This window comes from Thermomonospora catenispora, from assembly GCF_006363815.1.
Classification (GTDB): Bacteria; Actinomycetota; Actinomycetes; order Streptosporangiales; family Streptosporangiaceae; genus Thermomonospora; species Thermomonospora catenispora.
Genome location: NZ_RRYT01000008.1, coordinates 37,750 through 51,717 on the forward strand (window position 1 = coordinate 37,750; position 13,968 = coordinate 51,717).

At 72.0% G+C, this 13,968-nt stretch carries 11 protein-coding genes; 5 read left to right on the top strand and 6 right to left on the bottom strand.

The genetic code is table 11. From position 1 onward, the window contains the following. Nucleotides 1-34: 34 nt before the first annotated feature. On the bottom strand, nt 35-2,845 hold the full coding sequence (locus EIO00_RS08730) for a PKD domain-containing protein (RefSeq protein ID WP_241661228.1): 2,811 nt from the start codon (nt 2,843-2,845) through the stop codon (nt 35-37). Nucleotides 2,846-3,186: 341 nt separating this feature from the next. Between EIO00_RS08730 and EIO00_RS08735 the strand changes: the two genes are divergently transcribed. The 5 genes from EIO00_RS08735 (at nt 3,187) to EIO00_RS08755 (ending at nt 8,621) form a co-directional block, all read left to right on the top strand. Then, on the top strand, nt 3,187-4,173 hold the full coding sequence (locus EIO00_RS08735; protein ID WP_140177004.1) for a glycoside hydrolase family 26 protein: 987 nt from the start codon (nt 3,187-3,189) through the stop codon (nt 4,171-4,173). Further along, nucleotides 4,166-5,035 (top strand): sulfotransferase family protein, encoded by an 870-nt coding sequence (locus EIO00_RS08740; RefSeq protein ID WP_241661229.1) that lies wholly within the window; start codon nt 4,166-4,168, stop codon nt 5,033-5,035. Before EIO00_RS08735 ends, EIO00_RS08740 begins: the two co-directional genes overlap by 8 nt. Next, the gene (locus EIO00_RS08745) at nt 5,032-6,576 is read left to right on the top strand and encodes a lipopolysaccharide biosynthesis protein (RefSeq protein WP_140177008.1); all 1,545 of its coding nucleotides are present in this window, start codon (nt 5,032-5,034) and stop codon (nt 6,574-6,576) included. The genes EIO00_RS08740 and EIO00_RS08745 overlap by 4 nt, the downstream gene beginning before the upstream one ends. A gap of 99 nt (nt 6,577-6,675) precedes the next feature. Further along, nucleotides 6,676-7,110: a PssD/Cps14F family polysaccharide biosynthesis glycosyltransferase gene (gene pssD / locus EIO00_RS08750; protein WP_140177010.1), complete on the top strand. Its 435-nt coding sequence runs from the start codon at nt 6,676-6,678 to the stop codon at nt 7,108-7,110. Next, nucleotides 7,107-8,621 (top strand): glycosyltransferase, encoded by a 1,515-nt coding sequence (locus EIO00_RS08755; RefSeq protein WP_140177012.1) that lies wholly within the window; start codon nt 7,107-7,109, stop codon nt 8,619-8,621. Before pssD ends, EIO00_RS08755 begins: the two co-directional genes overlap by 4 nt. On the opposite strand, the gene EIO00_RS08760 is transcribed toward EIO00_RS08755, so the two are convergent. From EIO00_RS08760 to EIO00_RS08785, 5 genes are all read right to left on the bottom strand, one after another. Continuing rightward, nucleotides 8,618-9,838 carry a glycoside hydrolase family 26 protein gene (locus tag EIO00_RS08760; RefSeq protein WP_161602679.1) on the bottom strand — a complete coding sequence of 407 codons (1,221 nt, stop codon included), beginning with the start codon at nt 9,836-9,838 and terminating at the stop codon, nt 8,618-8,620. The two genes, EIO00_RS08755 and EIO00_RS08760, sit on opposite strands and share 4 nt — an antisense overlap. A gap of 109 nt (nt 9,839-9,947) precedes the next feature. After that, on the bottom strand, nt 9,948-10,880 hold the full coding sequence (locus EIO00_RS08770) for a sulfotransferase (RefSeq protein ID WP_140177212.1): 933 nt from the start codon (nt 10,878-10,880) through the stop codon (nt 9,948-9,950). 28 nt (nt 10,881-10,908) lie between these two features. Then, nucleotides 10,909-12,177 (bottom strand): sulfate adenylyltransferase subunit 1, encoded by a 1,269-nt coding sequence (locus EIO00_RS08775; RefSeq protein WP_140177018.1) that lies wholly within the window; start codon nt 12,175-12,177, stop codon nt 10,909-10,911. Between the two features lie 2 nt (nt 12,178-12,179). Beyond that, entirely contained in the window at nt 12,180-13,094 is a 915-nt protein-coding gene (gene cysD, locus EIO00_RS08780) for a sulfate adenylyltransferase subunit CysD (protein WP_140177019.1), read from the bottom strand. 25 nt (nt 13,095-13,119) lie between these two features. Continuing rightward, nucleotides 13,120-13,962, bottom strand: a complete 843-nt coding sequence (locus tag EIO00_RS08785) for a 3'(2'),5'-bisphosphate nucleotidase CysQ (protein WP_140177021.1) — start codon at nt 13,960-13,962, stop codon at nt 13,120-13,122. Nucleotides 13,963-13,968 lie beyond the last annotated feature (6 nt).

Sequence of the window (13,968 nt, forward strand, 5' to 3'; positions counted from 1 at the left end):
CCGCGGCGGCCCCGCTCTCAGGCGTCTCCCCGGGTCACGGGGCGGGGTTCAGCACGATCGTCCACATCAGGCCGTTGTTGGCGGCCACGTTCGCGGTCGCCGTCAGCCCGCCGTAGGACCCGACCGGGACGGACCCGCCGGAGTCGGCGACGAGCGTGCTGATGCTGGCGGTCGTGCCGCTGCCGCTACCGGCCCGGCGGGTCACCGCCGAGGGGGCGGTCCACGAGGTGGTGGTGCCCTTGTCGGACCAGTAGGAGACCACCCAGCGGCCCGCGCCGGTCACGTTGACCGTGGGGGTGGTGCGGACGGTGCCCTGGGGGTCCATCCGCGAGACCGCCTGCGCGATCGGGTTGCCGCCGTCGACGTTGCGGTACACCAGCAGCCGCAGGTCGGTCTTGATGATGGCGCTCAGCGGGATGGTCACATCCGTGCCGGCGTCGGCGGCGGTGGCGGTGCGACGCCACACCCGGCTGTTCATCGCCGCGTTCCCGGCGGTGGCGACCTGGGTCCAGCCCGACGGCGGGGTCACCGTGGCGCTGGTGTTGTTGGCCGTCAGGATCAGCAGCATCTGGTCACCGGGCTGGACACTGGTCGGCACGGTCACCTTGGGCGCGTTGCTGTTGCCGTTGTAGCCCGCGGTGGCCCGGTAGCCGATGGAGCTGTCGAGGACCTGGACCTGCTTGCTGGTGGTGCCGATCGCCCCCTTGTTGTCGGTCACCGTGAGCTTGACGGTGTAGGTGCCCGCCTGCTTGTAGGTGTGGTCGGGCGAGACCCCGGTGCCGGTCGAGCCGTCGCCGAAGTCCCACGAGTAGGACTCGATCTTGCCGTCGGGGTCGGTGGAGGCGGCGGCGTCGAAGGAGCACTTGACGGCCTGGCAGGACGCGGTGAACGCGGCGTTCGGCGCGGAGTTGGGGGTCCCGTCGAACAGGAACAGGGCGCGGGCCCGCCAGTCCCCGGTGGCGACGGTGGTCGCGGTCCCGGCGACGGGCTTGCCGTTGGTGAACTGCACGCTGCGCAGCGCGCCGTTGTTGCTGCGGCTGGCGTAGTAGAGCTTGTTGCCGGCCTTGAACATGCCCTGCACGTCGGACCAGTTCACCCCGGTGATGGAGCCGGAGGCGGTGTAGGCCTCGGCGCCGACGATGTCGGACTCGGGCTCGAAGTACCGGTAGTACAGCTTCGAGTCGCCCGACTTGGTGTAGTAGATCCGGCCGTTGTCGAAGAACATGCCGGTGATGGACTTCACCTCAGAGTGCCAGGTGGTCATCCGGACCAGCTGGTCGGCGGTGTCCACCTTGCTCGCGGCGCCGTAGCTCTGGCCGTTGTAGGTCCGCTTGTACAGCTCGCCGTCCGACATGCCGTAGTACAGCGTGCCGTCCAGCATGAACCCGCCGCGGACCGAGGACCAGTCGATCCCGCCGTTCGCCACGGAGGCGGGCGCTCCGGCGGTGGTGCCGTCGAAGGAGCGCTTGTCGACGTTGTCGTCGGGGTTGAAGGTCTGCACCCCGCCCGCCAGGTACACGTCGCCGGGCAGCGTGGGCGGCGTGGGCTGGCGGATCTGCTTGCCGCCGGCCAGCGGGAACTTGGCGATCTTCTGGTGCAGCTCGCCGGCCACCCGGTCGGTGTCGCTGCCGATCCACAGCCCGTCGCTGGTGGGCACGATGTCCTCGACGGCGTGCCCGCGGTCACGGCCCGGGTTCCAGCTGTAGGGCAGCCCGTTGATCGGGTTGACGGCGGCGATGCCCGGCCGGCTGACCGCCCCCTGGCAGGCCTTGTCGCCGCAGAAGGGGTTGTTCAGCCAGCGGTTGTGTCCGCCGACGTAGATGACGTCGCCGGTCAGCGCCACGTTGGTGAGGGTGTCGCCGCCGGTGTAGTTGATCCAGGTCGGCTGGATGTCGGTGCCGGAGGCGTTGGTCTCCCAGCGGGTCAGCGTGTCGCACAGCTGGCCGGCGCGGTAGGCGCCGGTGGTGGCGACCACGAAGTACTCCCCGCTGGGGGCGAACTCCACGTCCCGCATGTAGGTCTCCACCGCGGTGGAGCAGGCCGCCTCGAAGCGCTTGGTGTAGTAGTTGGCGACGGTGGCCTTCTGCCCGGTCAGGTCGAGCACCGCGAACTGGTCGCGCAGCTGCCCGCCGACCCGGGTGAAGTTGCCGATCATGACCAGCTTGCGCTCGTCAGGGGAGATGGCGAACTGCCACACCTTGGTGGTGCCGCCGTTGTGCAGACCGGAGACGTTCAGGTCGACGAAGTCGTCGCGGGCGCCGGTCTGCGGGTTCAGCGTGGCCAGGCCGGTCCGGGAGACGCCGCCGACGGTGGTGAAGGTGCCGCCGATGTAGAGCCGGCCGCCGGCCAGCTCCAGGTCGCGGACCTGACCGTCGAGCGCGGCGGGCGTGAACGAGGCCACCCGGTTGCCGTTGGTGACGTTGATCCGGGCGACGCCCTTGCTGCGCACGCCGCCGACGGTGCTGAAGTTGCCGCCGATGTAGACGGTGTCGCCGTCGGGCGCGACCAGGATGTCGCGCACCGGCTTGTCCACATCCGGCCGGAAGGCGGTGTCCAGCTTGCCGGTGGTCGCGTTGAAGGCCGCCAGGTAAGGGCGAGTGACGGCGGTGTTCGAACCGGCTTCCTTGATCTGCGTGAAGGTGCCGCCGATGATGACTTTGTCGCCCACCTGGGCGATGGCGTACACGGTGCCGTCCACCACGTTGGGCGACCAGTCCACCGGATTCGGATTGACCAGTCGGTCCTGCGGCAGCCGCTCGGCCTGGGCGGGCGTCGACAGGCCGACCATCCCGGCCAATGTCAGCGCCCCGGCGAGCAGCAGGCTACGCGCTCGTCCAGCTATCAAGGTCACTCCTGAAAGACGCCCGATGAGGGCCGGCCAAGGCGCGTTTCGGTGCGGTCTTCCCCCTGTCGTCCGCGATCGCCGCGCCACCTAGCGGCGGCCAGACTATCGTCTGACGGGGCGATCACCTACCCGTTCGTCCAGTTTCGTGACCATTGCCGAGGGAGTCGGTCAGAAGTCCATAACATTCGGCGCACGGTTGATTCACCGGGTAAACTCATCCGACCTTTCAGACGTCCCCTCTCATCGGCCGGGTGCGGGCGGAGCGGCGCGCCGCTCCTCCTCCGGCGCCGTGCGCACCCGCGTCCGTCACCCCCTGACGACGGAGGGACCCGATCCACACCATGGCAGCGCGTCGTCGCCTTCGCGTCGTATGGCTGCTCCTTCCGGTGCTGCTGGTGACGGCCGTGATCGTGGCCGTGGCCCGGAAGTCCGACGACCCCGACGACCTCCCGGCCGACGGCGGCCCCCGGCAGCCGGAGCACGGCGCCTGGTTCGGCGCGTACGTGGACCCCCTCGACGGCGACTTCAGCCAGCGGGGGCTGATCGAGGCGCTGGCCGACTACGAGCGCCGCATCGGCGGGCCGCTGGACCTGGTCCGCACCTACTACCCGTGGGACAAGGAGTTCCCCCGCCGGATCGACCGGCAGGTCGTCGAGGACGGCCGGATCCTGATGATCGGCTGGGGCGGCACCCGGCTGACGAAGATCCTCTCCGGCGGGCAGGACGAGCTGATCAGGGAGCGCGCCCGCGGCCTGGCCGGGCTGCGGCGCCCGGTGCTGCTGGCCTGGCGGGGCGAGATGGACCGGCCCAACCTGCGCGACCAGATCCGCGATCCGCAGGAGTACATCGCCGCCTGGCGGCGGATCCGGCGGCTGTTCGCCGAAGAGGGCGCCCGCAACGTCGGCTGGGTGTGGTGCCCCACCGCCGAGGGGTTCGCCGACGGCCGGGCGCAGCGCTACTACCCGGGCGACGACCAGGTGGACTGGCTGTGCGCGGACGGGTACGCCTTCCCCGAGCTGGTGCCGCCGGAGCGGATCTTCGACGCGTTCCTCGGCTGGGCGCGGGGACGCCCCGGCAAGCCCGTCGTCATCGGCGAGTACGGCGCCGAGTCCAACCAGGGGCGGCGGGCGGAGTGGCTGCGCTCCTTCGGCGCCTACGTCAAGCGGAATCCGCAGATCAAGGGCATCGCCTACTACGACCGTCACCACCGGCACAGCGCGCAGACGATGATGTACTACTCACTGCGCGATGATCCGACCTCCATGGCGGCGTTCCGCGCGTTGGCCCACGACCCCTACTTCGATCCTCACAGGAGACGACGTGGCTGATTCCCTGCCGCTCACCCGGCCGCTCAAGAACGCCGCCCGGCGGGGCGTGCGGACCTTCGGCAGGCTCACCCACGAGGCGCGGATGACCCCGGACTTCCTCATCGTGGGCGCACAGCGCTGCGGCACCACGTCCCTGTTCCGCTATCTGCGGCGGCATCCGGCGATCCTGCGGGACCGGCTCGACAAGGGCGTGCACTACTTCGACATGCACTACGACCGGGGCATGGCCTGGTACCGGTCGCACTTCCCGCTGACGGCCACCGCCCGGATGGTGGAGCGGCGGCTGGGGGTGCGGCCGCAGACGTTCGAGGCCAGCCCGTTCTACATGTTCCACCCGCTGGGACCGGAGCGGATCGCCCGCGACCTGCCCGGGGTGAAGCTGATCGCGATGGTGCGCGACCCGGTGGAGCGGGCGTTCTCCGCGCACGCCCAGGAGGTGCGGCGCGGGTTCGAGACCGAGCCGTTCGAGCGGGCGCTGGAGCTGGAGGAGACCCGGCTGGCCGGCGAGATCGACAAGATGCTGGCCGACCCGGGCTATGTGAGCTTCAGCGTGCAGCACCACGCCTACCGCGCCCGGGGCCGCTATGTGGAGCAGCTGGAGCGCATGGAGCGCCTGGTCGGCCGCGAGCGCATCCACGTGATCGACAGCCACGAGCTGGCGACGAACCCCACCGCCGTCTACGACCGGCTGCTGGAGTTCCTGGGGTTGCCGAACCTGGGCTACCCGGAGTTCGAACAGCACAACGCCGCCCCGCGCCCCGCGCCCATGCCGGAGTCGGTGCGACGGGAGCTGACCGAGTACTTCGAGCCCTATGACGCCCGCCTGGCGGACTGGCTCGGCCGGGAGCCGTCCTGGCGATGACGGTCACCGGCACCCCCCAGCCCGCCCGGAGCCGCGCCGATCTGCGGTCGCTGGCGCGCGGCGGCACCCTCAACATGGTCGGCGCCGCCGTCACCGCGGCCGCCCAGTTCCTGGCGGTCGCGGTGGTCACCCGCGGGTTCTCCCCGCGCGAGGCGGGGATCTTCTTCGCCGCCACCACGGTGTTCCTAGTGGGGCTGGCGCTGTCCCGCCTGGGCACCGACATCGGCCTCGTCTACCACATCGCCCGGGCCCGAGCGCTGGAGGCGACGGGCCGGGCCACGGCGTTCGTCCGCACCGCCGTCCCCCCGGTGCTGGCGGCGGCGACGCTGACCGGGGCGGCGCTGTGGGCGTTCGCGCCGCAGGTGGCGCGATGGTCGGTGGACGGGGACCCGGGCCACTTCGTCGGCTACCTGCGGGTGCTGGCGATCTTCCTGCCGATCGCGGCGATGTCGGACACGGCGCTGGCGGCCACGCGCGGTTTCCGCCAGATGCGCCCGACGGTGCTGGTGGAGAACATCGGCCGGCAGACGCTCCAGCTCACCGCCCTGGTGGCGGTGTCCCTGGCGGGCAGCGGGGCGCTGCTGGGGCTGGCCTGGGCGGGACCGTACGCGTGCACGGCGGTGGCGGCGTCGCTGTGGCTGCGGGCGATGGTGCGGCGGCACACCGCCGACGCGCCGCCGGCGCCCCGGGCGGGGGCCGCCCGGGAGTTCTGGGGCTACACCTGGCCGCGGGCGGTGGCGGCGCTCGCCCAGCTGATCCTGCTGAGGTTCGACATCGTGCTGGTCGCGGCGCTGCTGGGGCCGGTGGAGGCCGCCGTCTACACCGCCGCGACCCGCTACATCCTGGTCGGCCAGGTCGGCAACCAGGCCCTCGGGCAGGCGGTCGCCCCGCAGCTGTCGGAGGTGCTGGCGCGCGGGGACCGGCGGGCCGCCGCCGACCTCTACCAGACCGCCACCGCCTGGCTGGTGCTGATCACCTGGCCGCTGTACCTGATGCTGGCGTCGTTCGCGCCGTTCGTGCTGCGGCTGTTCGGGGACGGCTACCAAAACGGCGCGGACGTGGTGCTGGTGCTGTCGCTGACGATGCTGCTGGCCACCATCTGCGGGCAGGTCGACACGGTGCTGATCATGGCCGGGAAGACCACCTGGAACCTGGTCAACATCGTCACCGCGATGGGCGTCAACATCCTCGCCGACCTGATCCTCATCCCCAGGATCGGGATCATCGGCGCCGCGGCCGGATGGGCGATCGCGCTGGTGGTCAAGAACCTCGTGCCGCTCGCCCAGATCGCGGTCACGCTGGGGCTGCATCCGTTCGGCCGCGGCACCCTCACCGCCGCCGCGCTGGCCGCGCTGTCCTTCGGGGCGCTGCCGCTGGCGGTGCGGCTGACCGCCGGGGACGGCTTCGCGGCCGTGCTGGCGGCGGGCACGGCCGGCCTCGCCGTGTACGCGACGGGCTGCTGGCGGTGGCGCGAGACGCTGAAGCTGCGGGAGCTGCGCCGGGCCCGGCGGCGCGCACATCGGCCAGAACCGGCATCCTGACCATGTCCGGGCAGGTCACGAGATAGAGTCTGGTGTCCTCCCCCGCCTCCCCCCGCATGATGAGGAGCCTTTGTGCCTTCCGGTACGCATGTCCTTCTCGTGGGATCCACCGGCGGCCATCTCACCCAGCTGCTGGCGCTCAAGCCCTGGTGGGAACGGCATGAGCGGTCCTGGGTGACGTTCAAGTCCCGGCACGCCGAGTCGCTGCTGGCCGGTGAGCGGATCGCGTGGGCCTACCATCCGACGACCCGCAACATCCCCAACCTGATCCGCAACACCTGGCTGGCCTGGCGGCTGCTGCGCCGCGACCGTCCCGACGTCATCGTCTCCACCGGGGCCGGCGTGGCGTTCCCGTTCTTCCTGCTGGGCCGGCTGTGGCGGATCCCCACGGTCTTCATCGAGGTCTACGACCGGATCGACTCCCCGACCCTGACCGGCCGGCTGGTCCGCCCGTTGGCCTCCCTGTTCCTGGTCCAGTGGGAGGAGCAGCGCCGTTTCTTCCCGAACGCCGTCGTCGTGGGGAGCCTCCTGTGAGCGATCGTCCGCTGGTGCTGGTGACCGTCGGCACCGACTTCCACAAGTTCGACCGGCTGATCGGATGGGTGGACCGGTGGTTCCGCGACACCGGGGCCGACCGGGTGCGGTGCATCGTGCAGCACGGCGCGTCGGCGGCGCCCGAGCACGCCGAGGCGCGCGACATGCTCGATCACGAGGAGCTGCTGCGGCTGATGGGCGAGGCGGCGGTCGTCGTCACCCACGCCGGGGCGTCCACCATCGGCGAGGCGCGGCGGCTGGGACGGCTGCCGGTGATCGTGGCCCGCGACCCCGGGCGCGGTGAGATCGTCGACGGCCACCAGATCGACTTCGCCCGCCGAGTCGCCGCCAAGGGCCTGGTCGAGCTGTGCGAGGACGAGGCGGCGCTGCGCGAGCGGCTGGACCGGGTGCTGACCGACCCCCAGGCGTTCCGCCTGGCCGAAGGGGACGACGCGGCGGCGCAGGCCGAGGCGGTGCGGCGGACCGGGGAGCTGATCGACACGCTGGTCGCCGCGCACCGGGGCGCGGCCGTCGCCTCGGCTGGCGACGGCGCGGCGACCGCCCGGGACGCCGAGGGCGACGGGGACGGCGAGGACGGCGACTGGCCCTCGGTGACGGTGGTGATCGCCACCCGGAACCGGCCCGAGCTGCTGCGCACCGCGCTCGACTCGGTGCTCGCCCAGGACTACCCGGGCGATGTGCGCTGCCTGGTGGTGTTCGACCAGAGCGACCCGGACAAGGAGCTGGAGTCCGGCGACGCCCACCGAGGTGTGCGGGTCATCGTCAACGAACGCGCCCCCGGGCTGGCGGGGGCCCGCAACACCGGGATCCTGGCCGCCGACGGAGAGCTGATCGCGTTCTGCGACGACGACGATGTGTGGCTGCCGGGCAAGCTCCGCGCCCAGGTCGCGGTGCTGCGCGCCGATCCCGCCGCCGAGCTGGTGTGCTGCGGCATCCGGGTGGACTACGACGACACCGCGATCGACCGGACGCTGGACCGCACCGCGGTGACGTTCCCCGAGCTGCTGCGCTCCCGGGTGACCGAGCTGCACCCCTCGACGTTCCTGATGCGCCGCCGGGCGCTGCTGGAGGGGATCGGGCTGGTCAGCGAGGAGGTGCCGGGCAGCTACGGGGAGGATTACGAGTTCCTGCTGCGCGCCGCCCGCCGCACCCCCGTCCGCAACGTGCCCGAGGTCCACGTGCGGGTGCTGTGGCACAAGAGGTCCTACTTCGCGCAGCGGTGGCGGACCATCGCCGAGGCGCTGGACTGGCTGCTGGAGCGGTATCCGGAGTTCCGGTTCGTGCCGCGCGGCTACGGGCGGATCGCCGGGCAGATCGCGTTCGCCGAGGCCGCGTCCGGGCGGCGGCGGGCCGCGCTGCGCTGGGCGCGTCGCACGCTGCGCGCCAACTGGCGGGAGCCGCGCGCCTACCTGGCGCTGGCCGTCGCCGGACGGGCGCTGAACGCCGACAAGGTCGTGCAGCGGCTGCACCGGCGAGGCCGCGGCATCTAGCCGCCGGGCCGCCGCTGGTTGACGTAAGGGTCCTGACCGGCCCGTGCGAAGGCCTCCACCTCGGCGGGCCGGTCGAAGATCCGCCACGGGCACCTCATGCCCTTCGGCGGCTGCCACAGCTGCACGGCCTTGATCTGGGGATAGCGCCTGAGGGTGGCGGGGATCTCCCGGTACCAGCGGGCCGACAACGCCGGGTCGGTGTAGCGGACCGCGCCCAGCCCGTTGATCATGTAGGGCTTGCGCGGGTCGATCCCGGCCTTGACGCCCTCGCTCTTGAGCCAGTCGTGGAACGGCTTGAGCGTGTCCTCGAACGAGGCGTACTTCTCGGCCCGCCAGATCCGCCCGTCGCACAGGTACGCCTGGTAGGCCTCCCAACCGATCCAGTCGACGTACCGGTCGCCGGGGTAAAAGCCCGCGGCGCGCGGGAAGTTGCCCGGGTAGCCGGTCAGCACCCACACCCACACCGCGTTGTCGGCGCCGTTGCGCCGGTACACGTCGTGGACGCGCCGCCAGGCGGCCACGAAGTCCGCCCCCGTCCCCCGGGTGCGGAGCTTGGGCGGGGTGTCGGGCTCGTGGTCGAAGGTGACGAACACCGGCGCGCCCAACGCGGCGATCCCCCGGGCCTGCCGGGCGAGGGTGCGGTCCCAGCGGCCCTCGGCGATCTGCCGCCACCGCACCCGCCCGCCGCCGAACGCCCGACCGGCGATGTTGATGTGCAGGATCCGGCCCTGCCGGGCCAGCCTGCGCGCCGCGGCGTCGGGGACGTCGACGGAGTCGATCCCGTACCAGAAGTGCACCAGGTCGAACCGGCGTCCGAACCGGGACTCCATGTACTCCAGCGAGTCGACGCCGGGACTGACCCCCCACCACGCCCCGCAGGAGGGCACCAGATCGGCGCTCACCGCACCGCAGCCGTCTCCCCCGGTCACGCCGGCCGTCGCGTCCCGCCGGGCGGGCCGCCGTGGGCGGGGCGAGCCGGTGATCTCGGCCTCGGCCCGCAGCGGCGGTCCGACGGGATGCAGCGTGCGGTACGGGCCGGGGTCCCCGGCCCGGCGGGCCGGGGCGGGCGCCTCGTGATCGGCGGTGAGGACGGCCGTCCCCGCCGTGACGGCCGCGAGGACCGCCGCCGCGACGACCCTCCGCCGGATCCGGGGCGGGGGCTCGACCCCCAGCGGTCCTCTCCGGCGGTCCCGGAAGGCCCTCGGGAGACGGCTCATCCGGCCCGCGTCCCGTCGGCGTCCCGCCGCGTCTCCTCGTCCCTGCCCACCGCGCACGGTGCGACAGTAGCCGCCTCCGGCGTCCCGGGTGAACGGGATGTCGCGATGGTTATGACCGCCCGGTGACCGGACGGTAACCGTAGCGGGTCATCGTCGGCAGCGTCAGCGCCGTGACCAGGGCCTGCTGGGCGGCGGGGAACGCGGTCCGCCACGCCTCGTCGCGGCGCAGCTCGACCCGGCCGGTGCGGAACCGCATCGGGTTGCCCGCCACCTGGTGGTTGGCGCTCAGCTCCACCGTGACCTCGTCCACGAACGGCGCCTTGGCGTCCGGCAGCCCGGCGAACGCGGCGATCTCGGCGACAGTGTCGGCGGGCGCGGCGACGAAGTCCTCATACCGCACCCGCAGGGTCGGCACCCCGGCCCGGGCCAGCAGGTCCATGCCCATGTTCTGGGCGTTCCAGTGCGCCGCCGTCTTGGCCGGAGACCAGCGGGCCATGAACTCGCCTTCGGCGGAGCCCTCGGCCGCCTCGGGGCGCCTGACCACCTTCGACCACGAGTAGGCCACCGCCCGCGGGTCCCGCACCACGTGCACCGCCCGCAGGTCCACCCCCTCGCACCAGCGCAGGCAGTGCGCCAGCGACGCCGACTTGCTGGAGTCCACCAGCACCTCGGCCCCGCTGACCCGCTCGACCGCCGCGTACAGCCGCCGGTACAACTCGTTGTGCCGCTCCACCCGTTCCCGCATGTCCGGGCGGAGCCGGGCGCGGGCCAGCGCCGGGATGAACCGGGTCCGGTCGGCCGCCGCCTTGCGGGCCAGCGCGTCGGCGGCGTCCAGCCGGTCCCAGCCGCCGAACGCCTCCCGCCCGACCCGGGTCCACAACGGGCACTCCCCGAACGGCACGCCGCAGCCGCAGCGTTCCCCGTCGACGACGCCCCGCTGCCACAGATGCACGACCTCGCCCATCGCGAACGCGCCCGGCAGCTCGCCGAGCAGCCGCTCCAGCAGGGTCGAGCCGCTGCGGCCCAGGCCGCCGATGTACAGCACGCGCACCGGGCCGGTCATCGGTCGCCTACCTGGCGTCGGTGATCATGCCGGCCGCGACGGTGCCGTGGGTGGCCTCGTCGATGAGGATGAACCCGCCGGTCAGCCGGTTGCGCGAGTAGTCGTCGACGAACAGCGGCTGGGTGACGCGCAGGGTGATGCGGCCGATCTCGTTCAGCCCCAATCCGTCGGCCCGCTCGTCGCGGTGCAGGGTGTTGACGTCCAGCCGGTAGTGCACGTCCTTGACCATCGCCCGGGCGGTGCGGGTGGTGTGCTTGATGATCAGCTTCATCCGCGGGGTGAGCCGGCGGGCGTCGGTCATCCAGCACACCATCGCGTCCAGGTCCTGGGCGACCCGCGGCTGGTTGTGGGGGCGGGCGATCATGTCGCCCCGGGAGATGTCGATGTCGTCGGCCAGTCGCAGCGTCACCGACATCGGCGGGAACGCCTCCTGGACCGGCCCGTTGGGGCCGTCGATGTGGGTGATGGTGGTGGTCAGCCCGGACGGCAGGTGCACCACCTCGTCCCCGGGCTTGAGCACCCCGCCGGCGACCTGCCCGGCGTAGCCGCGGTAGTCGTGCAGCTCCGGGTCGGTGGCCTTGTGCGGGCGGATCACGTACTGCACCGGGAAGCGCACGTCGATGAGGTTGCGGTCGGAGGCGATGTGCACGTGCTCCAGGTGGTGCAGCAGCGACGGCCCGTCGTACCAGGGCATGTTGTTGGAGCGCTCGACCACGTTGTCGCCGTGCAGCGCCGAGATCGGGATGAACGTCAGGTCCCCGATCTCCAGCTTGGTGGCGAACGCGGTGAACTCGTCGACGATCCGCCGGTAGACGGCCTCGTCGTAGTCGACCAGGTCCATCTTGTTGATCGCCACCACCAGGTGCGGCACCCGCAGCAGCGTGGCCAGGAACGCGTGCCGCCGGGACTGCTCCAGGATGCCCTTGCGCGCGTCCACCAGGATGACCGCCAGGTCCGCGGTGGACGCCCCGGTCACCATGTTCCGGGTGTACTGGATGTGCCCGGGGGTGTCGGCGATGATGAACTTGCGCCGCGGGGTCGCGAAGTAGCGGTAGGCGACGTCGATGGTGATGCCCTGCTCCCGCTCGGCCCGCAGGCCGTCGGTCAGCAGGGCCAGGTTGGTGTACTCCTCGCCGCGGTCGGCACTGGTGCGCTCCACCGCCTCGAGCTGATCCTCGAAGATCGACTTGGAGTCGTACAGCAGGCGGCCGATCAGCGTGGACTTGCCGTCGTCGACGCTGCCCGCGGTGGCGAACCGCAGAATGTCCATCACCATGGCTAGAAGTAGCCCTCCTTCTTGCGGTCCTCCATCGCGGCCTCACTGGTGCGGTCGTCGGCACGGGTCTGGCCGCGCTCGGTGATCCTGGTGGCGGCGATCTCCTCGATCACCTCGTCCAGCGTGGCGGCGGTGGACTTGACCGCGCCGGTGCAGGACATGTCGCCGACCGTGCGATAGCGCACCATCGCCTCGAACACCGGCTCGTCCTCGCCGCGGTTGGCGTAGGGGTTGTCGTCCAGCAGCAGCCCGTCCCGCTCGAACACCCGCCGGGTGTGCGCGAAGTAGATCGAGGGGATCTCCAGCCCCTCCCGCCGGATGTAGTCCCACACGTCCAGCTCGGTCCAGTTCGACAGCGGGAACACCCGCACGTGCTCACCCGGCCGGATCTTGGTGTTGTACAGGTTCCACAGCTCGGGCCGCTGGTTCTTGGGGTCCCACTGGCCGAACTCGTCGCGGAAGGAGACCACCCGCTCCTTGGCGCGGGCCTTCTCCTCGTCGCGCCGGGCGCCGCCGAACGCCGCGTCGAACCGGTGCTCCTCGATGGCGTCCAGCAGGGTGGTGGTCTGCAGCCGGTTGCGGCTGGCCCACCGGCCGGTCTCCTCCACCACCCGGCCCTTGTCGATCGACTCCTGCACCGACGCCACGATCAGCCGGACCCCGAGCTCGGCCACCCGCCGGTCCCGGAACTCGATCACCTCGGGGAAGTTGTGCCCGGTGTCGACGTGCATCACCGGGAACGGGATGGCCGCCGGCCAGAACGCCTTCTTCGCCAGATGCAGCATCACCACGCTGTCCTTGCCGCCGGAGAACAGCAGGACCGGCCGCTCGAACTCGGCGGCCACCTCGCGGATGATATGGATCGACTCGGCCTCGAGAACGTCGAGTTGAGACAGCAGATAGTCACTGCGCTGCATTATCACGGGCTTTCTGTGGGGCTGATCAGCCTGACAGACCTGGCGAGACGTCCCGGATGCCGGCCAGCATCATCGGCGCCGACACGGGATGGCAGACAAGGATATCGGGCAGCAGCACGTCACGGTTGTTGTAGGTCGGCGCCGTCCCGTCGATCCTGGTGGCGTGCGCCCCGGCGGCCAGCGCCACCGCGGCGGGCGCGGCGTTGTCCCACTCGTACTGACCGCCGGCATGGACGTAGGCGTCCACGTCCCCGAGCAGCACCGCGGAGATCTTCGCCCCCGCCGAGCCGATCGGGACCAGCTCCACCTTGGCCTCCAGCCGCTCGGCCAGCCGCTGCACGAACCGGGGCGGGCGGGTGCGGCTCACCGCGATCCGCAGCACTCCCGGCGTCGGCTCGGGCACCGTCAGCGGGGTCCGGCCCGATGCGACGGACACCACGGCGCCGCCGTCGGCCGCGGTGTGCAGGGTGCGCCCCTGGGCGGGCAGTGCGACCGCCCCGGCGACCAGCCGGCCGCGTTCCCACAGCGCCACGTGCACCGCCCAGTCGGTGCGGCCCTCCTCGGAGAACTCCCGGGTGCCGTCGAGCGGGTCGACGATCCACACCCGTTCGGCCTCCAGCCGGGCCGGGTCGTCCTTGCCCTCCTCCGAGAGCACCGCGTCGGCCGGGCGGGCCTTGGCCAGCTCGGCCGTCAGGAACTCGTGCGAGCCCCGGTCGCCGGCGTCCTTGAGGGCCTTGCCGTCGGCGTGCCCCACCCGCGCGCGGATGTCCAGCAGCACCCGGCCGGCGGCGGTCGCCAGCTCGGCGGCCAGATCGTGGTCGGCGCTGTCGGGGGCGGGTTCGTATGCGGCCGTGAGGTGGGAGGGCATGAATGT

Excerpts from the sequence above, each read along its gene's own strand:
- EIO00_RS08735 (WP_140177004.1), top strand. The coding sequence starts at position 3,187 with ATGGCAGCGCGTCGTCGCCTTCGCGTCGTATGGCTGCTCCTTCCGGTG.
- EIO00_RS08745 (WP_140177008.1), top strand. The coding sequence starts at position 5,032 with ATGACGGTCACCGGCACCCCCCAGCCCGCCCGGAGCCGCGCCGATCTG.
- EIO00_RS08760 (WP_161602679.1), bottom strand. The coding sequence starts at position 9,838 with ATGAGCCGTCTCCCGAGGGCCTTCCGGGACCGCCGGAGAGGACCGCTG.
- EIO00_RS08775 (WP_140177018.1), bottom strand. The coding sequence starts at position 12,177 with ATGGTGATGGACATTCTGCGGTTCGCCACCGCGGGCAGCGTCGACGAC.
- cysD (WP_140177019.1), bottom strand. The coding sequence starts at position 13,094 with ATGCAGCGCAGTGACTATCTGCTGTCTCAACTCGACGTTCTCGAGGCC.
- EIO00_RS08785 (WP_140177021.1), bottom strand. The coding sequence starts at position 13,962 with ATGCCCTCCCACCTCACGGCCGCATACGAACCCGCCCCCGACAGCGCC.